This window comes from Vibrio sp. A11, from assembly GCF_013048705.1.
In the GTDB taxonomy this organism is placed as follows: Bacteria; Pseudomonadota; Gammaproteobacteria; order Enterobacterales; family Vibrionaceae; genus Vibrio; species Vibrio metschnikovii.
The window spans coordinates 186090-212443 of sequence record NZ_VHSI01000002.1 but is presented as its reverse complement, the minus strand read 5'-3'; the positions used below and the strand labels follow the sequence as shown (position 1 = coordinate 212443).

Below are 26354 nucleotides of genomic sequence, written 5' to 3'. Positions count from 1 at the left end.
TTAGTGAAGGCTTTTGTTTTGCTTGCGAAAAGATCCTGATTGACATCGTTAGGGTATAAAACGATAGATTAGGTCACTTATACCGCCAGTTCTGGTAAATATTCGTCTGAAAACCGCAGTTTTTATTGTGAAATAGGGCGGAATTGTGGATGATTGGTGGTAATACCTATGTTGAGTTGGAGATCGCCAACTCATAACGTAGAAAATCATTTCTGACAATACTAATAAATTTTGAGGTGCTATAGATGAGTGAAGCTGAGGCTCGTCCATCGAATTTCATTCGCCAAATTATTGATAAAGATTTAGCGGATGGTAAACACACTAGCGTACAGACTCGTTTTCCGCCAGAACCGAACGGTTATCTACACATTGGGCATGCGAAGTCGATTTGTCTGAATTTTGGTATTGCTCAAGACTATCAAGGCCAGTGTAATCTGCGTTTTGATGACACCAACCCAGAAAAAGAAGATCTTGAATACGTTGAATCAATTAAGAAAGACGTTAATTGGCTAGGCTTTGAGTGGTCTGGTAATGTTCGTTATTCATCCGATTACTTCGACCAACTGTATTTGTACGCAGTAGAACTGATTAATAAAGGGTTGGCTTATGTTGAAGAGCTGACTCCTGAGCAAATTCGTGAATACCGTGGAACATTAACTCAAGCGGGTAAAAATAGCCCATATCGTGATCGTCCGATTGAAGAAAACCTGGCTTTATTTGAAAAAATGCGTGCTGGTGAGTTTGCAGAGGGCCAAGCTTGTCTTCGTGCAAAAATTGATATGGCGTCTTCATTTATGGTGATGCGTGATCCGGTGTTATACCGCGTGCGTTTTGCAGAGCATCACCAAACCGGCGATAAATGGTGCATTTATCCGATGTATGATTTTACGCACTGTATCTCTGATGCGCTCGAAGGCATTACTCACTCATTGTGTACTCTGGAATTTCAAGACAACCGCCGTTTGTACGACTGGGTATTAGACAACATCACCATCGATTGTCATCCAAGACAGTATGAATTCAGCCGTCTAAATCTAGAATACACGGTGATGTCAAAACGTAAGCTCAATCAGTTGGTGGTTGAAAAGCTGGTCGAAGGGTGGGATGACCCACGCATGCCGACCATCTCTGGTCTGCGCCGTCGTGGTTTTACTCCTGCTTCTATTCGTGAGTTTTGTAAGCGTATTGGGGTCACTAAGCAAGACAATATGATCGAGTTTAGCTCTCTTGAGTCTTGTATCCGTGACGATCTCAATGAGAATGCACCTCGTGCTATGGCTGTACTTGATCCAGTGAAAATTGTCATTGAAAATTTTGCTGAAAATAGTGTTGAGCTGCTTACGGTCGCCAATCATCCTAATAAACCAGAGATGGGTGAGCGAGAAGTGCCTTTCACGCGTGAAATTTGGATTGAACGTGAAGATTTTCGTGAAGAAGGCAACAAAAAATATAAGCGTTTGGTCTTAGGTAAAGAAGTGCGCCTACGTGGTGCTTATATCATTAAAGCTGAGCGTATTGAGAAAGATCAACAAGGTAACATAACAACCATTTACTGCACTTATGATCCAGACACGCTGGGCAAAAATCCAGCCGATGGACGTAAAGTCAAAGGGGTTATTCATTGGGTTTCAGCAGATAAAGCCTTGCCTGCTCAATTCCGTTTATACGATCGCTTATTTACGGTGGCAAATCCTGCCGCGGCAGATAACTTTGCGGCAACAATTAACCCTGACTCATTGATCACCATGCATGGTTTTGTCGAACCAAGCTTGAAGGATGCTCAGCCTGAATTTGGTTATCAGTTTGAACGTATGGGATATTTCTGCGCAGATATCAAAGACTCGCGACCTGATTCACTAGTTTTTAACCGTACGGTTGGTTTGCGTGATACTTGGGCAAAAATAGACCAAGAGTAAGCCGCTTTACGTCTATCTACGATGATTTACACCAAGCCAACCGACTTTTAGGTTGGCTTTTTTATTGGTTTTCTTTCTCATGTGATGCTTCGAGGGGGATGTCTGCTTGCTCCTATCGGAATCTTCAAGTAGCTTAGAATCAGGGGTAAGGTAAGAAAAAGAGCGGGTCTGCCAGATATTTGTGTGAGATTCCTGCGATTATTGTAGGTAAGGCACATTTTTTGTATTAGTCCCTATAGTTTTACTGGGGTAATCCGATATATTTAACAGATCGTTGTATTCCCATCTTACTTAACGTTGCAGCGGTGTTAGGCTGTATTAGTTTGGTTTGTTTATGTTCACGGAGATTCACGCACTTGCCGTCTACCTGCATTGTTAAGTTGTTTAGGTCATATTCATTTTTAAAGCACAGAGCTGAGCCTTTTATGCGTCAATTTTTTAAGCGATGGCTGTTGCCATTAACGATCGTCGCCGTGACTCAGACTTCTATCGTTAGTGCAGAAGTCATTCGTCTCATCGGCCCAAACGGTGAAGTGCAATCTGCTCCGCGTTTTAGTCGTGATATGGGACAAAATACCACCAACAATTCTGAGCCTTCACGCTTTTTCGGCCCCACATCGGCCCAAGACACATTGTGGTCTATTGCAACGCAATTAAGGCCATCAGCCAATGTTTCAGTTCAGCAAACGTTATTAGCCATTTATCGTTTAAACCCTCAAGCGTTTGAAAATCAAAATATTCATAGTTTATTGCCCGGAAGCACTCTGCGGATACCATCGATAGAACAGATTAATCGTGCGTCAACGCAAGAAGCGATCACGATTATGACGGCTCATCAAGCGCGTTTAACGGGAGCACCAGAACCAGCGGTCGCGGCTGTCCCAACGCCTGCACGTCCTCCAGTCGCACCACCCGTTACGGAAGCATCACCGCTGGTTGAACAACCGGCGCCAAGCGTTGCTCCTGATCCAATCCCTGCACCTGCGCCACTCACTGACGTTGCGCAAGCCGAACTTCTCGCTTTAGAAGAAAAAAATCATCAGTTACGACTTCTACTAGCACAAATGCAATCTGAGGTGAGTGAGTTAAAGCATGAATTGGGTGATGACAATCGAATCCGCGCTGAAGTTGAACGCTTATTAAATGAAGACCGACGCAATAATCAACAAGTTCAGCAAGGCCCTTCTACGTGGGAGCAATTATTATCCAGTACTTGGTTTGTCGCGCTATTAGCACTGATACCCGGTTTACTGATTGCGGGTATAGTCATGCTTCTATTGAGTCGCCGCTCGAAAGCCGATCAGCCAGAGCCGGTTCAATCATCAACAGAAGAGAAAGTCGCTCCGCCACCAGTTGCTCCAGTTTTACCTGAAGAGGGAGAAGAGCTAGGAGACGATGATCTTTTACTTGATGATGATCTCTTCGGTGAATCTGACAGTAGCGAAATATTGTACGGCGATGATATGGCTGAAGAAGAGGATGTCTTTGCTTCTCTTGATGAAGGCGACATGGATTTAAATCTTGACGAAGATGATGATCCTTTCGCTGGTATTGATGACGATGGTGATTTGGATACCAATTTTGCCGATTTAGCGGAAAATCAGCCATCAAGTGATGAACTTGATGAAGAAGACTTTGATCTCGCAGAAGAAGACCCACTGTCTCAAGACGCGATGGATGCTTTATTAGCCGGTGACGAGGATGAGCTTTTATCAGGCAATGAAGTTGATCAAGCGTTACTTGATGAGTTACTCATGGAAGCTGAGGTCGATGATGCGGAGCTTGACTTAGATAGTCAACTTGATGAGCTTAAAGCAGACAGTATTGATAGTGGGCCAGAGCTTACCTCAGATGAAGAGTTGGACTCGCTTTTAGACAGCATTCAATCACAAACGACAGAGCCAGATCAAGCAGATGAAGTATTAGACGACTTATTAGATGGTTTGGTTGGGGACGATCTGGATCTTTCCTTGGACGATGATAGTACCGAATTACTCGATGAATTATTGGTGAGTGATGAGTTATCGGAACAAGATTTAGATACCGCTGTTGATAAATTACTTGATGAACTACTCGATGAATCTGACGTTGATGAAGCGCTGTCATTTGATCACGACAGCCCGACATTATTAGATGAATGGATTGATGAGCAAGAGCCAAAAGTAGAGAGCAATGAGTCCGTCGAATCTGATCTACAAGAAGCGATCAATGTATCATTGGATGATGGAACTGAGTTTCTCGATGAACTACTCGAAATTGAGCAGCAGGCTGAAGTTGAAGATAGTGAGTTCGATAGCAATAACTTTATCGATGATCTGATCAGTAATGCTCCAGCACAAGATCCGTTACTTGATGATATTCATCTTGAGGATAAGGATGAATCAACGCTTAACCAGCCAGTTGAGGAGGAGGAATTTGATTTTGATCCTCAGATTGAAGGGGGAGAAGCGGCTAGCGCGAGTGATCCAGAACCGCTAGCGAATGAATTTGGTGTTCCACAAGATGAAGATTGGTTGGTTGATGATGAAGATCCCGAACCGATAGAACCTTTAGATGCACCATCGCCGAGTATCGATGAAGCCAAACAAGAGGTCTCTGCGCTTGATGGTGAAGTCAGCGAACCTTCTACCAAAACAGATACACCTGAAGAAATACTAGAGGTTGAAGAAGGGGAGAAAACAGATGTTGAATCGAGCTTTGAAAGTGAAGATCAAGCCTCTATTGCCACCGATGGTGAGCCACAAGCTGCGCAAAGTGACCCTACTGAGTCAGAGAATGAACCGTTAATCGAGCAAACCGAGGTTAGCGATGTTGCTCATTTAATCGATGAAGAGCCTGATGCGCCAGTTTTACCAGAAACAGAAGGGCCGCTAAGCATTGATGAGAGTGAGCTTGCCGAGTATACCGAGCAAGACGCCTTGGCGGATTTAGACGATGATATTGAGCAACTCGATACTGACTCGGTGACAGAGCCATCGAGCGTTACTACTGATACTGAAGACGCCGATGAGAATGATGCTGTTCAACCGGAACAGCACGTACCAAGTGAAGAAGAGTCATTATCCGTTGATAGCGATGAGTTAGAGAATGATGACTCAGATCCAGAGCCGGAAAGCAGTCTTGTCAATCAGGTAGCAGATCAAGATACGCTTGAAGAGCAACCAGAAACGCAAGTAGATCAAGCGCCGTCATTTGATTTGGATTCGATGTTAGAAAGTGTCGATGACGATGATCGGCTGAGTGATATTGAGCAGCTTGAACCCCAGCAGTCTGATTCTGATAGTGAGGATATCGCCTTTGATGCCGCTCTAGAGACCATTGAGGATCAAGACCCTGAATCGATTGATGAGAATGGTCAGCATGCTGAACCGTCGGAAGATGGTCCATTAAATATTGATGAAAGTCAGCTTGCCGAGTATACCGAACAAGACGCTTTGGCGGATTTAGACGATGATGTTGAGGAAGTCGATGCGGACTCGGTGACAGAGCCCTCGACGGTTGCTACTGATACTGATAGCCAAGGTGCCGATGAGAGTAACGAGGCTGTTCAAGTAGAGCAGCCCATGCCAAGCGAAGAAGAATTATTATCCCTCAATGAAGATGAGTCTGAGAGTGATGATTTAGACTCTGAACCAGAGCCTGAAAGCAGTCTTGTCAATCAGGTAGCTGAACAAGAAACGCTTGAACAGCAACCAGACACGCAACAAGAGCAAGCGTCATCGTTAGATGCGGATGTGGCGGTAGAAAGTGACCACGTTGATAAAGTGTTAACTGAATCCGTCGAACCGGCTGAACTTGCTCAGCCGGACAGTAAAGCTCCATCCAGTGATGTTTCTTTAGAATCGATAGGCAATGATGTCGATGACGCCATTGTCGAGCCCGATAATAGCCAACCTGATGACTCAGCCCTTGAGCCATCTTCAGAGCAGGAAGACGGTCCATTAAGTTTTGATGAGAGTGAGCTTGCTGAATATACCGAGCAAGATGCCTTAGCCGATACGGAATTTGAAACCGAATCAGAGGTTATTTTTGATGGTGATGAAGATGCTGCTGAACTTAATGACATCATGGCTAACTTTGATCAACAAGAGGAGTTACAGACACCACATCAGGTTGCTGAACACTCAGACTTGACGGATCAGCAAGACACCGCTTCAATCCCTGCAGAGCCAGAGCCAGAGCCAGAGCCAGAGCCAGAGCCAGAGCCAGAGCCAGAGCCAGAGCCAGAGCCAGAGCCAGAGCCAGAGCCAGAGCCAGAGGATAAAAATGATGAGCCGATTGATTTCGCTACGTTATCCAGTAAAGCGTACAATGAGCAACAATTTACGGATTTATTGAATGACCCAATGGCTCGTCCAATGGATCTGTTTAATTCGCCGTTAGATGCTAAAACCATTGACAGTGCAGGCATGGATATTGATGCCATGTTACAAATGGGTGGAGAAGACTGGAATGGTTTTAGTTTAACCGAGGATCAAAAAGCCGTTATCCCTGATGAGATACCGGAAGAAGATCAAGCGATCTGGCAAGAGGAAATACAAAATCAGCAACCTGAAGTTGAAGTGGAAAATTGGGAAAATCAGGAAGATGTAGTTGATTTTTCACCTGAAAAGCGTGAGTTCATGACCGTTGATGAGTTGATGGCTCAAGTAGAAAGGGATGAAGGCTCGATAAATCCTGATGATGAAGCGCTTAAGCTGGATGTCGGTTTAGATGAATTTCCTGATGTGCTTGGAGATATCACTGATTTTGATGTTGACAATAATGCCGAAGCGGCCGGTAAGCTTGATTTAGCGAAAATTTACTTGGAAATGAATGACAGTAAAGGAGCAATCAAGTTACTGGAAGAAGCGATCGTTGATGGTGATGATGAAATTCGTCGCCAGGCAAAATACCTTATTGATAGGATCAATGGTCGACAATAGCCTGTAAAGATGGATGACTTTCGCGGCGTAGGTGTCTTCACGTTGTTTGGCGATCAGTATATACTGCCCGCCCCATTTTCAATGAGAAACAGAACATGAGAATTGCTCTGGGTATTGAGTACGATGGTACCCATTACTTTGGCTGGCAACGGCAACGAGACGTCATTAGCGTACAGGAAAAGCTTGAAAAAGCTCTGTCGATTATCGCGAATCATCCGGTAGAGGTTCAATGTGCTGGACGTACCGATGCAGGAGTGCATGGTACAGGGCAGGTTGTCCACTTTGATACGACAGCTGAACGTAACATGGCTGCATGGACGATGGGTGCTAACGCTAACTTACCGAAGGATATCGCTGTTCGATGGGCGAAAGTGGTTGCCGACGATTTTCATGCTCGTTTTAGTGCGACGGCGCGTCGTTATCGATACGTTATCTATAATCATGCTTATCGCCCGGGGATCCTATCTTCGGGAGTAAGTCATTATCATCCAGAATTAGACGTTCAGCGAATGCAGCTGGCAGGTCAATATTTATTGGGTGAAAATGATTTTACTTCTTTTCGAGCGGTACATTGCCAGTCTCGTAGTCCTTGGCGTAATATTATGCACCTGAATGTTTCTCGCCATGAGCGTTATGTTGTCGTTGATATAAAAGCGAATGCTTTTGTTCATCATATGGTGCGTAATATTGTCGGTAGTTTGATTGAAGTCGGACGTGGAGAGAAAGAACCACAATGGATAGAGTGGTTATTGGCAGCCAAAGATCGCAAATTAGCTGCCGCAACGGCCAAGGCTGAAGGCTTGTATCTCGTTGCTGTCGATTATCCTGCGCAGTTTGAATTACCCAAAGCGCCACTGGGGCCGCTATTTTTAGCAGAGAATTTGAACTAACTGGAGCAAATAGCTTCCAATACACAGATGCATATTGATTGGGCAAAGAAATAGGTACAACCAGTTTTTTGTCTACAGTTGCGGTTTTGTATGCTTTAATCCCACGCGTTTATGTCTAATTTATATCTTTCGCACTAGCGCGGGAGATGAGAAAGTAAAAAGGTCTTGCATGAGTTGGCTTGAAAAGATTTTAGAAAAAAGCAACATTGTCAGTTCACGTAGAGCGTCTATTCCTGAAGGGGTATGGACTAAATGTACCTCTTGTGAAGAAGTGCTGTACTACGCTGAGTTGGAACGCAATTTAGAGGTTTGCCCTAAATGTAACCATCATATGCGCATGAAAGGGCGTCGTCGTCTAGAGACCTTTTTAGACGAAGATAACCGCGAGGAAATCGCTCAAGAGCTTGAGCCACAAGATAAGCTTAAGTTTAAAGATACTAAGCGTTACAAAGAACGTTTAGCGGCTGCGCAAAAAAGCAGTGGCGAGAAAGATGCACTCATCGTGATGAAAGGGCAGGTGATCGGTGTTCCGGTTGTTGCTTGTGCGTTTGAATTCTCCTTTATGGGCGGATCAATGGGTTCCGTTGTTGGTGCACGTTTCGTGCGTGCAGTGGATGCGGCGATTGAAAATAATTGCGGGTTAGTCTGCTTTTCCGCCAGTGGTGGAGCGCGTATGCAAGAGGCCTTAATGTCATTAATGCAAATGGCCAAGACCAGTGCGGCGCTGCAGCGTTTAACAGAAAAAGGCTTACCTTATATTTCGGTGATGACTGACCCAACGATGGGTGGTGTATCTGCGAGTTTGGCGATGTTAGGTGATATTAATATTGGTGAACCGAAAGCCTTGATTGGTTTTGCTGGACGCCGCGTGATCGAGCAAACTGTGCGTGAAGATTTACCTGAAGGTTTTCAGCGCAGTGAGTTTTTGCTTGAACATGGCGCAATAGATATGATCGTCGATCGTCGTGAAATGCGTCAACGTGTGGCGGGATTGTTAGCCAAAATGACCAATCATGCTTCTCCTCTGGTGGTTTCTGTGAACGCAGCGCCAAACGAAGAAACATATTCTGTACCAGAAGCGGATAAAAAAGGGTAAAGTAACCACTAACAAAGCCAAGCATAACTATGGTTCTACGTTAGATGACTCAATACTCTATTCCTCAAGCCACATCGCCACTTACGGTGTGGCTTGATTATTTATCTCATATCCATACCTCGGCCATTGATCTCGGCTTAGAACGTGTTCAAACGGTTGCCGAGAAAGCGCAACTCACCAGACCATCTGCTACTGTCATTACGGTAGCGGGCACGAATGGTAAAGGCTCAACATGCGCCTTAATGGAAAGTATTCTTCTCCAAGCTGGCTACTCGGTTGGCGTGTACAGTTCCCCTCATCTTATTCGTTACAACGAGCGTGTACGGATTAACGGTCACGAACTTCCGGATTCAAAACATACCGAGGCCTTTGCTTACATAGAAACTCAGCGTGGTAATACTACATTGAGCCTATTTGAGTTTGGCACTCTAGCCGCGCTGCGTCTTTTTCAAACTGAGCAGGTCGAGGTGATTTTGCTTGAGGTTGGATTAGGTGGACGATTAGATGCAACCAATGTGGTCGAGCATGATGTCTCGGTGATCACGAGCTTAGCGATTGATCATGTGGATTGGCTCGGTGATGACATCAACGTGATTGGTTTTGAAAAAGCGGGTATTTTCCGTTCAGGGAAACCAGCGATTTGCGGGCAACCTTCTCCACCTGCAACGGTGGCGGCTCATGCTGATGATATTAGTGCGACATTCTATCAGGTGGGTATTCAATATCACTATGAGACGTTATCGAGTTCATCATGGCGTTGGCGCAGTGGATCATTTGAACTCAGTGATTTACCGATTCCGACATTGCCTCTTGCCAATGCCGCCACAGCCTTGATGGCATTAGGCTGCTCTGGCCTTGATATTAGTGATATTGATGTGAGCGAAGGATTACGTAAAGCCAATTTGGCCGGACGTATGCAAGTATTACAGACTCAACCGACGATTTTGTTGGATGTGGCACACAACCCACATTCGGCTCACTATCTTGTCTCGCAATTAGAACAGCGTTATCCACAGCAAAAAGTGCATATGGTACTCGGAATGTTGCATGACAAAGACATTAAATCCACTATCGAAGCACTGACTCCAGTCGTGAAAGCTTGGTATCCCGCCTCTCTTTCTGGTCCTCGCGCAGCGAGTTCACAGGAGTTAGTCCGTTATCTGCCCCCAACGCAAAGTGAATATTTGTGTCCAGTGGATGCTTTTGAAGCCGCGCTGACAAAGGCACAAAGCAATGATGTCATCGTGGTTGCTGGATCCTTCCATACCGTGGGTGAAGTCCTTGAGCATTGGCAAGGTAAAGGAGAGTAAATGGCCAGTAAATTTCAAAGCCGCTTAGTCGGTACGATCATTTTGGTTGCGATTGGTGTGATCGTATTACCCGATCTCTTGGACGGTAAAAAAATGCACTATCAAGAAGACGTTGCTAGCATTCCGCTAAGGCCTGAACTCGATAGTGATATTGAACGGTTTGAGATTCTTGATCCCATAGAAGATCAGGTGGCTTTGCCCGACTCTCCAGTCACCGTCACTGAATCGCCTACAGCAATACCGAAAGAGGCAAGTCATCAAACCGTAACGACGACCACACGTCCTGTGATTGAAAAAAATGATTATCAAGATAGCGCTTGGATCATTCAATTGATGGCACTGAGAAATGCAGAAAATGCTAAAAATGTGGTTGCTGACTTACAACGACGTGGTTATCAGGCACACACAAAACAAGAAAACGATTTTACGCGTGTCATTATTGGGCCTGATGTTTCAAAAAGTAAGTTAGAAAATCAGTTAGTGGAATTAGAGAAAATAACTGGCGCTAAAGGTCAGTTACTTAAATTTAAGCCATTAAATCCTTAAGAAAACGTTTGCGTTGCGCATTTTTCTGTTAAAATGCGCGCCAACTTAGAATGTAAGAACTCATGAATTGGTTAGATATTGTCATTTTAAGTGTGATCGGCCTGTCTGCGTTGATCAGCTTACTTCGTGGCTTTGCGAAAGAAGCGTTGTCATTGGTTATTTGGTTTGCCGCGTTTTATATCGCTTCAGAATACTACGCAAAGTTAGCCGTGTACTTTAGTAACATTAAAGATGAGATGTTTCGTAATGGCTCGGCAATTGCGGTGCTATTTATAGCCACCTTGATTGTTGGAGCGATGGTTAACTACGTCATTTCACAGTTAGTTGATAAGACAGGGTTATCTGGAACCGATAGGATCCTCGGTGTGGTTTTCGGTGCATTACGAGGTGTTTTGATTGTCGCAGCAGCTTTATTTTTTATGGATGCGTTCACCGCATCACCAAACGCAGAGTGGTGGAAAGGGTCGCAACTGGTGCCAGAATTCAGTCGCCTGATTGCTCCCTTCTTCGAACACTTACAAGCAACATCCAGTTTTCTTTCTGGCGCTCACTAAGCGCCAGTTATTGTTGAAAGTCGAGGGTTAAGACATGTGTGGTATTGTTGGAATCGTGGGTACAACGCTGGTGAACCAGTCAATTTATGACGCGTTAACGGTATTACAGCACCGTGGCCAAGATGCCGCGGGTATTTGTACCATAGAAAGCAATCGTTTTCGTCTGAGAAAAGCGAACGGTTTAGTTAAAGATGTCTTTGAAGCTAAACATATGCAACGCTTGCAAGGAACGGTTGGGATCGGCCATGTGCGTTACCCAACAGCAGGCAGTTCGAGTGCATCGGAAGCGCAGCCTTTTTATGTCAATTCGCCTTTTGGTATCACGCTGGCCCATAACGGTAATTTGACCAATGCGGCAGAGGTGCGCCAAAAGCTGTTTGAAAAAGATCGCCGCCATATCAACACCACCTCAGATTCAGAAGTGTTACTGAATGTCCTTGCCCATGAAATAGACTCTGTTGAAAGCGAAGTGACGCCGGAAGAAGTCTTTCGTGCTGTCGCCAATGTACATCGTACAATACGTGGCGCTTATGCTGTCGCGGCAATGATCATTGGTCATGGCATGGTTGCTTTTCGTGATCCGAATGGGATTCGCCCGCTTTGTTTAGGTAAGCGTCAAGTGGCTGATCGCACAGAATATATGGTTGCTTCTGAGTCCGTTGCCTTAGATGCCGTTGGTTTTAGCTTTATGCGTGATATCGCTCCCGGTGAAGCAATTTATGCCACCTTTGATGGCCAACTTTTTACTCAGCAGTGCGCTCAAAACCCAGTACTTAATCCGTGCATTTTTGAATACGTTTACTTTGCCCGTCCAGACTCTTTCATTGATAAGATTTCGGTCTACAGCGCACGAGTCGAAATGGGTAAAAAATTAGGCGAGCGAATCAAAGAAAGTTTTAGCGATTTGGAGATTGATGTAGTGATCCCTATTCCTGAAACGTCTTGTGATATTGCACTACAAATTGCCCAAGCGATTGATATTCCTTATCGACAAGGATTTGTCAAAAACCGTTATGTCGGTCGAACTTTTATTATGCCTGGCCAGCAGCAGCGTAAAAAATCGGTGCGTCGTAAGTTAAACGCGATTCGCTCCGAGTTTAAAGATAAAAATGTATTACTGGTCGATGACTCGATCGTTCGTGGTACGACTTCTGAACAAATCATTGAAATGGCCCGTGACTCTGGTGCTAAGAAAGTCTACCTAGTGTCGGCGGCACCAGAAATCCGTTTCCCTAATGTTTACGGAATTGATATGCCAAGTGCCAATGAGCTGATTGCCCATGGTCGCGATAACGAAGCTATCTGTAAACAAATTGGTGCTGACGGTTTAATTTTTCAAACACTACCCGATTTGATTGAAGCGGTGCGTCTCGGTAATCCTGATATTGCTAAGTTTGAAACGTCAGTCTTTAACGGTGAATATGTGACGGGTGATATTGATCAGCAGTACCTTGATTTTCTCGAATCGATGCGCGGAGATGATGCGAAAACGCTAGCGGAAATTCAACAAGATTTAGCGAACTTAGAGCTGCATAACGAAGGCGCTTAACTGCTTTTATTTGATGAGTTTACCGAATGGATAAAAAAGAGCGCCTAAATTGAGCGCTCTTTTTTATAGTCAAATCTGATACAGCTCTAGAGCACCATCGCCGCTAACCAACCGAAGGCAATCAGGGGCAGGTTATAGTGAATAAAGGTCGGTACGACCGTTTCCCAAATATGTTCGTGTTGGCCATCAGCATTCAAACCAGACGTTGGACCTAAAGTTGAATCAGAGGCTGGAGAGCCGGCATCACCTAGCGCAGCAGCGGTACCAACTAAAGCGATAGTCGCCATGGGGGAAAAACCAAAAGCCAAGCAGAGTGGTACATAAATCGTCGCAATAATCGGAATAGTAGAGAAAGACGATCCTATCCCCATGGTGACAAGGAGACCGACGACCAACATCAATAGAGCTGCGAGTGGTTTATTATCGCCAATGCTGGTTGAAAGAGCGGTAACCAGTGACTCGACACCACCAGTGGCTTTCATCACGGCAGCAAAGCCTGCAGCAGAGATCATGATAAAACCAATCATCGCCATCATGTGCACTCCTTTGGTAAACACATCATGGGTTTCTTTCCAAGCAATCACCCCGCCAAAGGTAAAAATCATAAAGCCAGCTAAAGCACCGATGATCATTGACCCAGTAGCGAGTTGCACCGCCAATGCCGCCACAATACCCAGTGTTGCGGTAAGTAAGTGCTTACGATTGATATGACTGTTTTCTTGGTGCTGAATGGTGGTCAATTCGGTTGCTTGGTATTCACGTGGTTTACGGTAAGTAAAAAAGACCGCAATCAACAAACCGACCAGCATACCAAGGCCGGGGAGTAGCATTGCCATGGGTACTTGACTGGCGGTAACGTTTTGTAGGCCATTATCATGCAGGTTTTTGAGTAAGATATTATTGAGGAAAATCCCCCCAAAACCGACCGGCAGGATCATGTATGGGGTAATTAAACCAAAAGTCAGCACACAGGCTATCATTCGGCGGTCGATTTTGAGACGAGCAAATACCGCCAATAAGGGCGGGATCAGGATCGGAATAAAAGCGATATGCACCGGGATCACGTTTTGCGACGACATCGCCATCAGCAGTAAAGCCACGAGCACTGCATACTTTAATCCCGTTGTCGCCGCATGATTTTGTTTACCATGGAGACGTTTAATCACGCTTTGGGCAAGGACATCAGTAATACCGGAGCGAGAAATTGCCACCGCGAAAGTGCCTAACATGGCATAGCTCAGAGCAATCGTCGCGCCGCCACCTAAACCACTTTCAAACGCAGCGACAGACTCATTTAAACTCATACCAGCAACAAGGCCACCGACCATCGCACTGAACGTGAGGGCGACGACCACATTAATGCGCATCAATGCTAAAATCAGCATGACGCACACAGATATAACAACAGGGTTCATAAATATCTCAATTAGTCAGTTGTGTTTGTTTGGGGAGCTAACGGCCAGCCACCCAGTGCTTTCCATTTATTAATAATTCCGCAAAATAGTGCTGCGGTTTGTTGAGTATCGTAAAGTGCGGAATGCGCTTCACGATTATCAAATTCCATCCCTGCGGCTTTGCAAGCCTTAGCTAACACTGTTTGTCCATAAGCTAACCCACTGAGTGCGGCAGTATCGAAAGTCGCGAAGGGGTGAAAAGGGACTCGTTTTAATTTACAACGTTCATTGGCTGCCATGACAAAACCGTGATCAAATGATGCGTTATGGGCAACGATGATCGCTCGGCTACAGTCTGCCGCCTTTTGTTCTTTACGCACCTGTTTATAAATTTCTTTTAGGGCATATTCTTCGGTGACTGCGCCTCGCAATGCACTGAAGGGATCATGAATCCCATTAAATTCTAAAGCGGCTTTTTCAATATTTGCCCCTTCAAATGGCTCAATATGAAAATGAAGGGTTGAAGCAGGATGCAAATCTCCTTGTTCATCCATGCATAAGGTAATGGCGCAGATCTCAAGTAAGGCATCCGTTTGTGGATTAAATCCAGCGGTTTCAACATCAATAACTACTGGGAAATAGCCTCTAAAGCGTTTATTTAACGCAAATGCTTCATTAATAACAGTCATGTGAGCCTAAATTAAGTGACAAGAACAACATTATTACAGATTATCTGCTTGAGAAAAACCAAATCCCAGCAATAAAATCATCAAAAGCTTGTTGTTGTGGCGAGTTTTTTGCATGTTTTACGGACCCTTCACGCAGATTGCGTTATTTGCCTTCGTTGCGGCAAGTTATCGCCTTAGTGCTTATTATTGTGGTAAGAGACAGATTATGAATAAATGGCTAATGACAGGTCTTTATGTAGCAGGTTGTCTTGGCACTGTGAATGCATTCGCTTCTGGTAAGCAATACGTTGCCTCGCCACAGCAGTCTACTTGGCAAATGGTGGTCAATACACCATTAGAGTGCCAGTTAGTGCATCCCATTCCTAATTATGGCGATGCTGTTTTTACTTCTCATGCCAGCAAACAGATTAATCTTGATTTTGAACTAAAAATGCGCAGACCGATGGGTGAGACTCGTAACGTAAGCTTAGTCTCTATGCCGCCGAGGTGGCGTCCGGGCGAGCGTGCTGATCGCATCTCTAATATCCAGTTTTTTAAACAATTTGATGGTTATATTGGTGGTCAAACGGCTTGGGCACTCTTGAGTGAATTAGAACAAGGGCGTTATCCAACCTTTAGTTATCAAGATTGGCAAAGCCGTGATCAACGCATTGAAGTGATGCTCTCATCGGTACTGTTTCAGCCTCAGTACAACGTGTTTAGTGATTGTATCGCTAATCTTTTGCCATACAGTTTTGAAGATATCGCGTTCACTATTTTGCATTACGACCGAGGAAATAGCGTCGAGCTTAATAAAGCATCGCAGAAGCGTTTAGCACAAATCGCGGATTATATTCGATATAATCAAGATATAGATCTGGTATTAGTGGCGACTTACACCGATACCAGTGAAGGCCGCAATGAGAGTCAAAGTTTATCAGAGCGCCGTGCAGAATCGTTACAACGCTATTTTCGCACCTTAGGACTGCCAGAAGATCGTATTCAAGTTCAAGGTTATGGGCAACGTCGGCCGATTGCTGACAATGCTTCGCCGATTGGACGAGATAAAAACCGCCGAGTGGTGATTTCGTTAGGACGAACTCAGGTTTGATGGAACGCTGATAAAAACGCACAGACCGTCGTATTTCATCCCCTCAGAGACAACAAAACCGCTCACTAGAGCGGTTTTGTATATCGGCATTAAACGTTAAGCTGATTAGCCTTCAAGCCCAGCACTGGCTTGTTTGTTTTGGATCAGTTCAACCATATAACCATCCGGATCTTTAATAAAGGCGATATGTGTACTGCCACCTTTAACAGGACCGGGTTCACGGGTCACATTACCGCCTGCTGCTTTGATGGTGTCACAGGTGGTGTAGATATCATCGACACCAATCGCAATGTGTCCATAAGCGTTGCCCATCTCGTAGTCAGCGACTCCCCAGTTATAAGTGAGCTCGATGACCGCACCTTCAGATTCATCGCCATAACCTAAAAAGGCAAGGGTATATTTATATTCGGTGTTTTCATTTTTACGCAGTAGTTTCATGCCCATGACTTGGGTATAAAATTCGATAGAACGATCTAAATCTCCAACACGTAGCATGGTATGAAGAATACGACTATTTGACATAATGACTCCTAGCTTTCTGGGTAGACTTTCTCTTTGTATTCACACAAGTCTTCAATAATGCAACTCCCACAACGGGGTTTGCGTGCGATACAAGTATAACGACCATGAAGGATTAACCAATGGTGAACATCGACTTTGAATGCTTTGGGGACGACTTTAAGCAGTTTTTGCTCGACTTCATCGACATTCTTACCGATAGCAAACTTAGTCCGATTTGAGACGCGGAAAATATGCGTGTCAACGGCAATCGTTGGCCAACCAAAGGCGGTATTAAGAACCACGTTGGCGGTCTTTCGACCCACGCCGGGCAGTGACTCTAAAGCGGCTCGATCTTCTGGAATTTCGCCGCCGTACTGATCAAGCAGTATTCGGCAGGTCTTAATCACATTCTCGGCTTTAGAATTGAATAGTCCAATGGTTTTTATGTATTGCTTCACGCCATCGACACCTAAATCCCATATGGCTTGTGGGGTGTTGGCGACGGCGTAGAGTTTATCCGTGGCTTTATTGACACTCACATCGGTAGCTTGAGCCGATAGTAAAACGGCAATCAGCAGCTCAAATGGCGTATTCCAGTTGAGTTCAGTTTGTGGGTTAGGGTTGTTGGCTCTCAAGCGCTCAAGGATTGCTAACCGCTTTACGTTATTCATAATCAAATACCCAGTCAATCGAGTTATACATTGGTGACGCGCGCGCGCTCAATGGCCTGTTTTTCAGGTTTAGGTTGACGCTGAGCAATCTGCTTATCAATCACGTTTTTGGCGGCAATCAGAAAGCCGACACCAATGAAAGCGCCTGGTGGTAGTAGTGCGAGTAGGAAACTATTGTCTAAATGCAGAAGATCGATACGCAGTATTGATGCCCAATCACCCAGTAGCAAATCAGCACCGTCGAATAAAGTACCATTACCCAGAATTTCTCGTAGAGCGCCTAAGACGACCAGAACGGCAGTCATGCCTAATCCCATCCAGAAGCCATCTTGAGCGGCAGGAAGCACTTGATTTTTTGAGGCGAATGCTTCGGCGCGACCAATAATGATGCAATTGGTGACAATCAAGGGAATAAAGATGCCTAAAGAGAGGTAAAGTCCGTAAGCATAGGCTTTCATTAGTAACTGCACACAAGTCACTAAAGCGGCAATGATCATGACAAAAATCGGAATCCGTACTTCTTTGGGAACATAATCGCGCACTAAAGAGACGGTCACATTCGAACCGACCAATACCAATAAGGTCGCTAGACCTAAACCAAGCGCGTTAGTGACGGTGGACGAGACGGCTAATAGCGGACACAGACCTAGTAACTGCACTAAAGCTGGGTTGTTATCCCATAAGCCATTTTTGATCAGTGTTTTATGGTCACTCATCTATTGTCCTCCACAGTTCAAGGGTTGATTAACGATCTGTTCGCGATGTAAATTCACATACTCGACCGTTTGTTTAACTGCTTTTACGACCGCTCTCGGCGTAATGGTCGCTCCGGTAAATTGATCAAATTGCCCACCATCTTTGCGTACTTGCCACTGTTTTTGATTGTCATCATTGACTTGACGGCCAGTAAAACTGAGTATCCAATCGCTGATCCGTAAATCAATTTTATCGCCAAGACCGGGGGTTTCTTGATGAGATAAAACACGTGTGCCGAGTATATTTCCTTGTTGATCAATACCAACAATGATTTTGATCGCTCCGCTATAGCCATCAGGTGCAATCGCCTCAATAGCCAATGCGGTGTGCTCTCCATTCAGAGTGGCCAGATAAACAGGCATGGCTTTTGAGCTACCGAGTAAGGGATCGCTTACTAGTGTGCATGCGGCTGACAGTTGATTATCATGCCATTCAGGTGGGATCACCTGATTTAACACTGATAATAATTGTGCAGTTTCTTGAGCTTTGATTTGGCTGGCGGTCAAATATTGGGTTAACGCGACGACACCAGTGGAAGCGCAAGCAAAGATAGCCAAAATTAACCCATTTTTACGGATGGCAGTAAACATAATGCTCCTTAATGCCCGTAAGTACGAGGTTTGGTGTAATAGTCGATTAAGGGGACACACATGTTGGCGAGTAATACCGCAAAGGCGACACCGTCAGGAAAGCCTCCCCAACTACGAATCATCACCACTAAACTCCCAATAAACAGGCCATAGATAATCCGGCCTTTATTGGTAGTAGAAGCGGTAACGGGATCGGTAGCAATAAAAAATGCCCCAAGCATCGTCGCCCCAGAAAGTAAATGAATAATCGGCGAAGCGGTCGTGCCCGGAGCCAGCAGCATCAACAGTAAACTAGAGACAATCACCCCAGAGAGAAAAGCGACCGGTATATGCCAATTAATCACCCGTAGCTTAATCAGTAATAAGCCGCCTGCTAGATAAGCGAGATTCACCCAATCCCAACCAATCCCCGCTAAACCACTGAATGGGGGTAAGGAAAGCGCTTGTGATAGTGTATTGCCAGCATGCAACGCCGTTTTTAAAGCATCCAATGGGGTCGCCATGGTCATGCCATCAATCCCTGTGCGGATCTGCTGTAGCGATAACCCATCTTGATTAAAGCCAGTAAAAATCAGTGATAAAGAATCAACAAACGACACGGATTCTGGGGCTAATTGATGTGGTGCCAACCAACTGGTCATTTGTACTGGAAATGAGATTAACAGGACAACATAAGCCACCATCGCTGGGTTAAATGGATTTTGACCGAGTCCGCCATACAAATGTTTACCGACCACAATGGCAAAAACTAAACCGATGATCACTATCCACCAAGGTGAGAGTGGGGGAATAGCAATAGCAAGCAACCAAGCGGTGACAAGGGCACTATAATCTCGTAAAGCTAAACGTGGTGAGCGTTTGCGCAGTAACATCACTATGGCTTCTAAACCTAAGGCAACGGTTATCGCCAGTATCAATTGGATTAATGTTCCCCAACCAAAAAAATAGCTTTGTGCAACCAATCCGGGTAGGGCACAAATCGCGACCCATTTCATCAACTCAGCGGTGCTGCGCTTGCTATGCGCGTGTGGCGAACTAGCAATAAAAAAGGCCACTATTTTTTCTCCTCAGCGTTATTGGCTTGGTGATTGGTTTGCAGGGCGGCTTTACGCGCTTTAGCACGAGCAATGGCCGCGGCGACAGCGCCTTTTTTGTCATCATTGGGCGCAGAGGCTATCGGTTTAGGCGCTGGAATGGTTGCTGGAGACGAGTCAGCAGCAGAGGTCTCTTGCTGGGCGGCTTTACGCGCTTTAGCACGAGCAATAGCTGCGGCGACAGCGTCTTTTTTATCATTGTTAGATGCTGCGACGGTAGGCTCCGGCGCTGGGCTGGTTGCTGGAGACGAGTCAGCAGCAGAGGTCTCTTGCTGGGCTGCTTTACGCGCTTTAGCGCGAGCAATGGCTGCGGCGACAGCGTCTTTTTTGTCATCATTGGGCGCAGAGGCTATCGGTTTAGGCGCTGGGCTGGTTGCTGGAGACGAGTCATCAGTAGAAGCCTCTTGCTGGGCGGCTTTACGCGCTTTAGCGCGAGCAATAGCCGCGGCGACGGCGTCTTTTTTATCATTGTTAGATGCTGCGACGGTAGGCTCCGGCGCTGTACTCGTAGCTGAAGAGATTTCTTCGACTGGCGACTCTACGGATTGTCTCGCTTCAGCTTGTTTGGCTTTCGCGCGGGCAATGGCAGCAGCAACCGCTGGTTTCACTGCTTTCTCATTACTATCCTCTTGCTGCTTTTGCGCTTTGACTCTCGCAATAGCGGCGGCGATCGCATCATCACTGCCACTATTTTGCATCTCTTTGCGGCGATCTTCGGCAGCTTGTTTAAAGCGCTGTTCTCGTTCGGCTTTATCACGCTCCATGCGGGCTTTTTTCTCTTCAAAGCGCTGTTTCGCACGCTCAGCCGCTTCGGCTTCACGTTTGCGGGTGCGAATTTCCGCTTTCGCTTGACGATAATATTGCACCAAAGGAATTTCACTTGGGCAAACATAAGCGCAAGCGCCACACTCAATGCAATCTTTTAGATTCAGCTCTTCGCATTTATCATATTCTTCAGCTTTGGCGTGCCATTGTAACTGCTGCGGGAGTAGCGACGCGGGGCAGGCGTCGGCACATAAACCACAGCGAATACAGGCCATTTCTGCTTGCGGTGCACTAATTTCTTTGCTGGTCGGCGCTAAGATGCAGTTGCTGGTTTTGGTAATTGGCACCTGAGCATGAGGTAGGGTAAAGCCCATCATCGGCCCGCCCATGATCAAACGCGGTAATTTTTTGTCGGCTTGGTAAGCAAACTTCTCTAGCAGATGCGCAACTGGCGTGCCGAGCAGCGTCCATACATTGGTTGGTTGTTTAAAGGTATTACCGGTTAAGGTAACTACACGTTGAATCAGGGGTTCGCCATCGATGACTGCACGTTTAATCGCATGTATTGAGCCGATATTTTGCATCATCAAACCAATATCCGCCGGAATGCCATTATTAGGCACCTCAAGGTTGGTCAAAATTTTGATCAACTGTTTTTCACCGCCAGAAGGATATTTAGTCGGGATCACTCGGATCAGCAAATCTTTTTCTTTTGCCGCTTGCTCTAATGCTTGGATGGCTTCTGGTTTGTTATCTTCAATGCCGATAATCGTCAGCTTAGGGCGCAATATATGCTCGACAATACTGATCCCTTTAATGATCTCGTCGGCATGGAAGCGCATCAGTGCATCATCGGCTGTAATGTAAGGCTCACATTCAGCCGCGTTAATGATCAATATTTCGGTACGTGATAGCCCAGTTTGAATTTTTTTTGCGGTTGGGAATCCCGCACCGCCCATTCCTGAAATGCCGGCGTTGCGGATGATTTCAATCAGTTGTTCGGCTGAATACTGAGTAAAATCGGCGATTGATTGGCGCTCTATCCACGATTCTTGACCATCTGGACGCAGCACAATGCACATTTCTGGCAATCCTGAAGGATGAGCGGTTGTGCGTGGTTCTATTGCGATGATTTCTCCAGACGTCGGCGCATGCACTGGCAGCATAAATGTCGTTGTATATTTGGTGAGCGCTTGACCTTTGAGCACTCGCTGCCCGACCTCAACCAGTAGATCGCCCGCTTTACCTATGTGCTGCTTTATTGGCAGAACAAGTTCATGAGCAATGGGAGCATGAGCGATAGCGGTTTGTGTTGATTGCTGTTTATTTTCAGGTGGATGAATGCCACCGGGGAAATCCCAAAGACGACCAGCTTGGATTTGTTCAATTAATGACAACATACCTATCCTTAATGCGCACTTTTTTGCGAATTAGACGCAGGTTCAACGATATTCACGACTGGGATAGCATTCATTTGCCATTTCCACGTTTCGGGAGTGGTCTCTAATGGGATCATCTCGATACAGTCAGTTGGGCAAGGGGCAACACACAAATCACAACCAGTACACTCGTCTTTTATTACGGTATGTAAGGCTTTGGTGCCTCCGACGATAGCATCGACAGGGCAAGCTTGGATGCACTTGGTACAGCCAATACACATATCTTCGTAAATAAAAGCAACGGTTTTGACCTTATTATCCAAATCATGGGCGGATTCTTGAACTTCAACACCCATTAAATCAGCTAACTTTTCAATCGTCGCTTGGCCACCTGGTGGGCATTTATTAATCGTATCACCATTGGCGATCGCTTCAGCATAAGGTCGACAGCCCGGATAGCCACATTGACCACATTGCGTTTGCGGTAAAATGGCATCGATTTGATCAACAATCGGATCGCCTTCGACTTTGAAGCGAACAGAAGCAAACCCCAAAATAGCCCCAAACACGGCAGCCAGTGCCGCCAGCGCAAGAATGGCGATCAGTAACGTACTCATTTATTTCACCAAACCGGTAAAGCCCATAAAGGCCAAAGACATTAAACCTGCGGTGATCATGGCAATGGAAGCACCTTTAAACGGAGCGGGAACATCGGCGACCTGAATGCGCTCACGCATCGCCGCAAAAAGAATTAGCACCAGAGAAAAGCCAACCGCTGCCCCAAAACCATAAATAATCGATTGGATAAAGTTATGATTTTCATTGATATTGAGCAGCGCTACGCCAAGCACTGCGCAGTTGGTGGTAATTAAGGGTAAGAAAATACCTAATAAACGGTATAAAGTGGGGCTGGTTTTATGAACGACCATCTCCGTAAACTGCACCACCACTGCAATCACCAAAATAAAACTCATGGTGCGCAAATACTCAATACCAAGTGGCGCGAGAATGTAACTTTCAACAAGATAGGCACATACAGAGGCAAGGGTTAGGACGAACGTCGTCGCTAACCCCATACCAATCGCAGTTTCGAGTTTTTTCGACACACCCATAAAAGGGCATAAGCCTAAGAATTTTACCAGTACAAAGTTGTTAACCAGAACAGTGCCGATTAACAGCAAAAAATAGTCGGTCATAGTGATCGTTGTCTTAAATTCCGAGCTGGGCATTATCCTGCTTTGCGCAGTCAATAACAACCGAGTAAAACAAAGGTTTTAGTATGTTGACTACAAAGTATACGTAATAATTGCGGTTAGAGAGTAAATCCTTTGATTGGCAACCTGATGCGAAGAGGAATTTGAACCATTAAGCTAAGATTGTGCTGAACTTTATTGATTGTGCTCGGTCATATTCGCCATAGGTTGTATCCCCTTCCTACCTGTAACTCCAAGTGGTTTGGGTAGAGTTTGTCGATTTATGTTACTCAGGATTGTTGATTGGATTATTTACGTCGCCCTCGTTACCGATTATTAGCCTTACTGTTGATCAGTTGGGTGATGGTGCTGTGTCTGGCGAAAAATAGCGGCGTGTTAAGTTTTTGCCCTGAGGCGTCCTCGGTGCTCGCTGATCTGGTGTCGGCCGATAACGATACCTTGAGTGAGCCCTGCCATTTAACAGAAAAACTGCTGAGTCATCATTTACAACAATTAGTTGAGCTATTTAGCCCATTATTGTGGTTAACGGTTGCGATCATCGTCAGTCAACGGCTGATGAGTCGTTTACCTTTTACCATTTTTCGCGAACCGAGAGTTCCCAAGCGGCGACCCCATCTTCAACTGTGTGTTTTCCATGAATAAAACCAGCATGTATTGGCATTAAAGCTACAAACCTGTTGGTGTTTATTAATAAGGAAAAACCATGTTCCCTGTATTTAGAATCTTCTTAACACGTTTAGTGCGTGTCTGTTTGTTATTAAGCTTATTTAGCTCGTTCTTGGCGCAGGCTGAAGTCGTTGCTACCGATTGGTTGACCGATGCTTATCATCCACCTGTTGCGGTACGTTTGGTGTTAACTGGCCAAAGCGATCCGCAAAGCGGAGAGGCTGCTGGTTATCTGGAGGTAAAGTTAGATAAGGGATGGAAAACCTATTGGCGATCTCCCGGAGAAGGCGGTGTTGCCCCAGAAATTGACTGGTCTGCATCTGAAAATGTGAGTGACTTTCAGTGGCATTGGCCGTTTCCTAGCCGTTTTTCGCTGCTCGGTATTGAAACGATCGGTTATCAAGGTGATACGCTCTTTCCGATCACGCTTAAAATACAAGACCGGCAACAGCCAGTCCTGTTTAAGGCGCGCTTACGGCTCTCATCCTGTTCGACCGTTTGTGTGATCACTGACTATCCCGTTGAGCTGAGCTTTGTTCCTGATCAGTTGATGCCTGGTAGTAATGAAGTGGCGCAATATGCACAGGCGATTAGTCGGGTACCGCAAAAAACGCAGCAATTATTGACATTAGGCGCTGTCTGGGATGAGGCTCAGCAACGTTTACAAATCACCGCACACAACCTACAAGGTTGGCAGCAGCCGGATCTCTTACTTGATGGTCAAAGTGATAAAGTCGCAGAAAGTAGCTTTACTCAACCACGAATTCAGGTTGATGGGCAAAACTTGACGGCGACATTTACTGTTTCTAGTTGGCTCGGTAAAGCAGATTTGAGTGGTGAATCCGTACAAGTTACTTTTGCTGATCAGTCGCTATTGGTTGAACAAACCGTGGCGATTGAATCTGGTCTGATTCAATCCACAACCTCAGGTTGGGGACTGATGCTGATGTTTGCTAGTGCGTTACTGGGTGGTTTGATTTTAAATGTCATGCCGTGTGTGTTACCGGTATTAGGCATGAAGTTAACGTCAGTGTTGACCTTGGATAAACCACTGCGTCGTAGTGTCCGCTTGCAGTTTCTCACTTCGGCCGCAGGAATACTCAGTGCTTTTTGGTTGATAGCCATAGGATTATTGGCACTGAAATGGAGTGGTCAGGCAATCGGCTGGGGTATTCAATTTCAAAGTGCCAGCTTTATTGTCCTAATGCTGCTGATCACCACCTTATTTGGCGCCAATATGCTCGGCTTATTCGAGTTACGTTTGCCAGTGAGTGCTTCGACATGGATGGCAACGCGCGGCTCCGATCAGCGTTATTTGGGTCATTATTTACAAGGTATGTTCGCAACTTTATTAGCAACGCCTTGTTCGGCGCCTTTTTTAGGCACGGCGGTCGCTTTCGCACTGGGCGCAGACACGCTCACCCTATGGTTTATTTTTACCGGCTTGGGTATAGGTATGGCGCTACCTTGGTTATTGGTGGCACTGTTTCCTCTGCTTGCACTCCGGCTGCCGAAACCGGGTGCGTGGATGAACCGTATAAAAATCCTTTTTGGGTTGATGTTATTGGCTACCTCATTGTGGTTATTAACCTTACTCGCTGCCCATTGGCCGCTGTGGGCAATACTGCTTTATCTGTTATCTACTCTAGCACTGTGTGTTTGGCAAGGATGGAGACACTACGGCGCTCAGCGTATCGTTCTCTTCGTGCTCATTACCGTATTGTCTTTTGGCGCGGGTCTATGGCTGGCCAAACTCAGTACCACTCATGGACTCACTCAGCTTAGTGACGATTTACCCTGGCAGCCACTGGTAGCAGAGCAAATTGCTCAGCATGTAGAGCAAGGTAAAGTGGTGTTGGTTGATGTTACAGCTGACTGGTGCATTACTTGTAAGGTCAATAAAATGAACGTGTTATTACAAAATCCGGTGCATAAAGCTCTACAGCAAGAAGAGGTGGTTCTGATACGCGGTGATTGGACGCTCCCCAGTGAGTTGGTTACTCGTTTTTTGCAAAGCCATGGCCGATTTGGCGTGCCGTTTAATATAGTGTATGGCCCTCAAGCTCCACAAGGCATTGCTCTGCCCGTGTTATTAACCGATCGTGCGGTGATGGATGCCTTGCGTCAGGCAAAAGGAGAAGCACGATGAAGAAAAAGCGCTTATTACATCTAGGACGTGAGTGGTTGATGATTGGTTTGCTACTGAGCATCGTTTCTGTGGCTATCGATCAATGGCGTAGCCAACAGATGCCAGAGCGTAATCAATTCAGTTTACAGGCGGTGGATCTCCAAGGTCAGTCAATCGATATTCAAGCCATGAGTGCAGAGAAACCCATGGTGATCTATTTTTGGGCCAGTTGGTGCAATATATGTCGTTTTGTCACCCCAACAGTCAATTGGCTCAGTCAATACTACCCAACGTTAGGTATTGCGCTCTCTTCTGGTAGCGATGAGCAGATACGACGTTATTTGGCTTATCATGACATTGAATTTCCTCAGCTTAACGATCCTCGCAGTCAAATAGGACAGGATTGGCATATACGTTACACGCCAACAATCATGATTGTGCATCAAGGGAAAATTGAATTTATTACCAGCGGTTTGACCACTCCATGGGGATTATTGGCTCGTTTGTGGCTAGCAAGTTATCCCCTTGCTACTTGAAGCTGCAGGGGGTGTTGGCCACGTTCGTTCCCCCCAATCACATAGCCTATCTATGCTCATGGGGACTTACTCACTTGCTGCCTACCTGCAACTCC

General features: G+C 45.7%; 22 protein-coding genes. 12 read left to right on the top strand and 10 right to left on the bottom strand.

Annotated elements, in window-relative coordinates:
• The first annotated feature begins 245 nt into the window (after positions 1-245).
• The 8 genes from glnS (at position 246) to purF (ending at position 12786) form a co-directional block, all read left to right on the top strand.
• The gene (glnS, locus tag FKQ60_RS03465; RefSeq protein WP_004395685.1) at positions 246-1916 is read left to right on the top strand and encodes a glutamine--tRNA ligase; all 1671 of its coding nucleotides are present in this window, start codon (positions 246-248) and stop codon (positions 1914-1916) included.
• A 425-nt stretch (positions 1917-2341) separates the two neighbouring features.
• Complete coding sequence (locus tag FKQ60_RS03460) at positions 2342-6841, top strand: FimV/HubP family polar landmark protein (protein WP_170906025.1); 4500 nt, start codon at positions 2342-2344, stop codon at positions 6839-6841.
• A gap of 95 nt (positions 6842-6936) precedes the next feature.
• Positions 6937-7731, top strand: coding sequence for a tRNA pseudouridine(38-40) synthase TruA (truA, locus tag FKQ60_RS03455; RefSeq protein WP_004395683.1), 795 nt, complete (start codon positions 6937-6939; stop codon positions 7729-7731).
• A 169-nt stretch (positions 7732-7900) separates the two neighbouring features.
• Entirely contained in the window at positions 7901-8827 is a 927-nt protein-coding gene (gene accD / locus FKQ60_RS03450; RefSeq protein WP_040904527.1) for an acetyl-CoA carboxylase, carboxyltransferase subunit beta, read from the top strand.
• A 44-nt stretch (positions 8828-8871) separates the two neighbouring features.
• Positions 8872-10137, top strand: a complete 1266-nt coding sequence (gene folC, locus FKQ60_RS03445) for a bifunctional tetrahydrofolate synthase/dihydrofolate synthase (protein WP_004395681.1) — start codon at positions 8872-8874, stop codon at positions 10135-10137.
• On the top strand, positions 10138-10683 hold the full coding sequence (locus FKQ60_RS03440; protein WP_154168687.1) for an SPOR domain-containing protein: 546 nt from the start codon (positions 10138-10140) through the stop codon (positions 10681-10683). It abuts the gene before it with no gap.
• Between the two features lie 62 nt (positions 10684-10745).
• Positions 10746-11237 (top strand): CvpA family protein, encoded by a 492-nt coding sequence (locus FKQ60_RS03435; protein ID WP_170904675.1) that lies wholly within the window; start codon positions 10746-10748, stop codon positions 11235-11237.
• A 34-nt stretch (positions 11238-11271) separates the two neighbouring features.
• Positions 11272-12786 carry an amidophosphoribosyltransferase gene (purF, locus tag FKQ60_RS03430; protein WP_170904674.1) on the top strand — a complete coding sequence of 505 codons (1515 nt, stop codon included), beginning with the start codon at positions 11272-11274 and terminating at the stop codon, positions 12784-12786.
• Positions 12787-12872: 86 nt separating this feature from the next.
• Here purF and FKQ60_RS03425 read toward each other — a convergent pair whose 3' ends face one another.
• Both FKQ60_RS03425 and rnt read right to left on the bottom strand, forming a co-directional pair.
• Positions 12873-14201 carry a Na+/H+ antiporter family protein gene (locus tag FKQ60_RS03425; protein ID WP_170906024.1) on the bottom strand — a complete coding sequence of 443 codons (1329 nt, stop codon included), beginning with the start codon at positions 14199-14201 and terminating at the stop codon, positions 12873-12875.
• 11 nt (positions 14202-14212) lie between these two features.
• On the bottom strand, positions 14213-14869 hold the full coding sequence (rnt, locus tag FKQ60_RS03420; RefSeq protein ID WP_158138120.1) for a ribonuclease T: 657 nt from the start codon (positions 14867-14869) through the stop codon (positions 14213-14215).
• A 205-nt stretch (positions 14870-15074) separates the two neighbouring features.
• Here rnt and FKQ60_RS03415 point away from each other — a divergent pair, with 205 nt between their 5' ends.
• On the top strand, positions 15075-15959 hold the full coding sequence (locus FKQ60_RS03415) for an OmpA family protein (protein WP_154168681.1): 885 nt from the start codon (positions 15075-15077) through the stop codon (positions 15957-15959).
• A gap of 105 nt (positions 15960-16064) precedes the next feature.
• On the opposite strand, the gene gloA is transcribed toward FKQ60_RS03415, so the two are convergent.
• The 8 genes from gloA to rsxA are packed head-to-tail and all read right to left on the bottom strand — an operon-like array spanning position 16065 to position 22911.
• A complete protein-coding gene (gene gloA / locus FKQ60_RS03410; RefSeq protein WP_072668601.1) occupies positions 16065-16481 on the bottom strand; it encodes a lactoylglutathione lyase in 417 nt (138 codons plus the stop codon).
• Between the two features lie 8 nt (positions 16482-16489).
• Complete coding sequence (gene nth / locus FKQ60_RS03405) at positions 16490-17131, bottom strand: endonuclease III (RefSeq protein WP_170906023.1); 642 nt, start codon at positions 17129-17131, stop codon at positions 16490-16492.
• 23 nt (positions 17132-17154) lie between these two features.
• Positions 17155-17847 (bottom strand): electron transport complex subunit E, encoded by a 693-nt coding sequence (locus tag FKQ60_RS03400; protein WP_004395672.1) that lies wholly within the window; start codon positions 17845-17847, stop codon positions 17155-17157.
• On the bottom strand, positions 17848-18477 hold the full coding sequence (gene rsxG, locus FKQ60_RS03395) for an electron transport complex subunit RsxG (RefSeq protein ID WP_170906022.1): 630 nt from the start codon (positions 18475-18477) through the stop codon (positions 17848-17850).
• A gap of 8 nt (positions 18478-18485) precedes the next feature.
• Positions 18486-19532: an electron transport complex subunit RsxD gene (gene rsxD / locus FKQ60_RS03390; RefSeq protein ID WP_158138126.1), complete on the bottom strand. Its 1047-nt coding sequence runs from the start codon at positions 19530-19532 to the stop codon at positions 18486-18488.
• Positions 19532-21736, bottom strand: a complete 2205-nt coding sequence (gene rsxC, locus FKQ60_RS03385) for an electron transport complex subunit RsxC (protein WP_170906021.1) — start codon at positions 21734-21736, stop codon at positions 19532-19534. The genes rsxD and rsxC overlap by 1 nt, the downstream gene beginning before the upstream one ends.
• Before the next feature lie 8 nt (positions 21737-21744).
• Positions 21745-22332 carry an electron transport complex subunit RsxB gene (rsxB, locus tag FKQ60_RS03380; protein ID WP_170906020.1) on the bottom strand — a complete coding sequence of 196 codons (588 nt, stop codon included), beginning with the start codon at positions 22330-22332 and terminating at the stop codon, positions 21745-21747.
• A complete protein-coding gene (rsxA, locus tag FKQ60_RS03375) occupies positions 22333-22911 on the bottom strand; it encodes an electron transport complex subunit RsxA (RefSeq protein ID WP_004395667.1) in 579 nt (192 codons plus the stop codon).
• A gap of 300 nt (positions 22912-23211) precedes the next feature.
• Here rsxA and FKQ60_RS03370 point away from each other — a divergent pair, with 300 nt between their 5' ends.
• From FKQ60_RS03370 to FKQ60_RS03360, 3 genes are all read left to right on the top strand, one after another.
• Entirely contained in the window at positions 23212-23571 is a 360-nt protein-coding gene (locus FKQ60_RS03370) for a hypothetical protein (RefSeq protein WP_170906019.1), read from the top strand.
• Positions 23572-23632: 61 nt separating this feature from the next.
• Positions 23633-25744 carry a protein-disulfide reductase DsbD domain-containing protein gene (locus tag FKQ60_RS03365; RefSeq protein ID WP_170906018.1) on the top strand — a complete coding sequence of 704 codons (2112 nt, stop codon included), beginning with the start codon at positions 23633-23635 and terminating at the stop codon, positions 25742-25744.
• The gene (locus FKQ60_RS03360; RefSeq protein ID WP_170906017.1) at positions 25741-26259 is read left to right on the top strand and encodes a protein disulfide oxidoreductase; all 519 of its coding nucleotides are present in this window, start codon (positions 25741-25743) and stop codon (positions 26257-26259) included. The genes FKQ60_RS03365 and FKQ60_RS03360 overlap by 4 nt, the downstream gene beginning before the upstream one ends.
• Positions 26260-26354: the final 95 nt, after the last annotated feature.

Bases quoted from the DNA above. Each gene is read 5' to 3' on its own strand.
- FKQ60_RS03440 (WP_154168687.1), top strand. From the start codon at position 10,138: ATGGCCAGTAAATTTCAAAGCCGCTTAGTCGGTACGATCATTTTGGTT.
- FKQ60_RS03415 (WP_154168681.1), top strand. From the start codon at position 15,075: ATGAATAAATGGCTAATGACAGGTCTTTATGTAGCAGGTTGTCTTGGC.
- FKQ60_RS03360 (WP_170906017.1), top strand. From the start codon at position 25,741: ATGAAGAAAAAGCGCTTATTACATCTAGGACGTGAGTGGTTGATGATT.
- purF (WP_170904674.1), top strand. From the start codon at position 11,272: ATGTGTGGTATTGTTGGAATCGTGGGTACAACGCTGGTGAACCAGTCA.
- FKQ60_RS03435 (WP_170904675.1), top strand. From the start codon at position 10,746: ATGAATTGGTTAGATATTGTCATTTTAAGTGTGATCGGCCTGTCTGCG.
- glnS (WP_004395685.1), top strand. From the start codon at position 246: ATGAGTGAAGCTGAGGCTCGTCCATCGAATTTCATTCGCCAAATTATT.
- truA (WP_004395683.1), top strand. From the start codon at position 6,937: ATGAGAATTGCTCTGGGTATTGAGTACGATGGTACCCATTACTTTGGC.
- folC (WP_004395681.1), top strand. From the start codon at position 8,872: ATGACTCAATACTCTATTCCTCAAGCCACATCGCCACTTACGGTGTGG.
- rnt (WP_158138120.1), bottom strand. From the start codon at position 14,869: ATGACTGTTATTAATGAAGCATTTGCGTTAAATAAACGCTTTAGAGGC.
- FKQ60_RS03400 (WP_004395672.1), bottom strand. From the start codon at position 17,847: ATGAGTGACCATAAAACACTGATCAAAAATGGCTTATGGGATAACAAC.
- FKQ60_RS03365 (WP_170906018.1), top strand. From the start codon at position 23,633: ATGTTCCCTGTATTTAGAATCTTCTTAACACGTTTAGTGCGTGTCTGT.
- FKQ60_RS03425 (WP_170906024.1), bottom strand. From the start codon at position 14,201: ATGAACCCTGTTGTTATATCTGTGTGCGTCATGCTGATTTTAGCATTG.
- rsxG (WP_170906022.1), bottom strand. From the start codon at position 18,477: ATGTTTACTGCCATCCGTAAAAATGGGTTAATTTTGGCTATCTTTGCT.
- gloA (WP_072668601.1), bottom strand. From the start codon at position 16,481: ATGTCAAATAGTCGTATTCTTCATACCATGCTACGTGTTGGAGATTTA.
- rsxC (WP_170906021.1), bottom strand. From the start codon at position 21,736: ATGTTGTCATTAATTGAACAAATCCAAGCTGGTCGTCTTTGGGATTTC.
- nth (WP_170906023.1), bottom strand. From the start codon at position 17,131: ATGAATAACGTAAAGCGGTTAGCAATCCTTGAGCGCTTGAGAGCCAAC.
- rsxB (WP_170906020.1), bottom strand. From the start codon at position 22,332: ATGAGTACGTTACTGATCGCCATTCTTGCGCTGGCGGCACTGGCTGCC.
- FKQ60_RS03460 (WP_170906025.1), top strand. From the start codon at position 2,342: ATGCGTCAATTTTTTAAGCGATGGCTGTTGCCATTAACGATCGTCGCC.
- accD (WP_040904527.1), top strand. From the start codon at position 7,901: ATGAGTTGGCTTGAAAAGATTTTAGAAAAAAGCAACATTGTCAGTTCA.
- rsxA (WP_004395667.1), bottom strand. From the start codon at position 22,911: ATGACCGACTATTTTTTGCTGTTAATCGGCACTGTTCTGGTTAACAAC.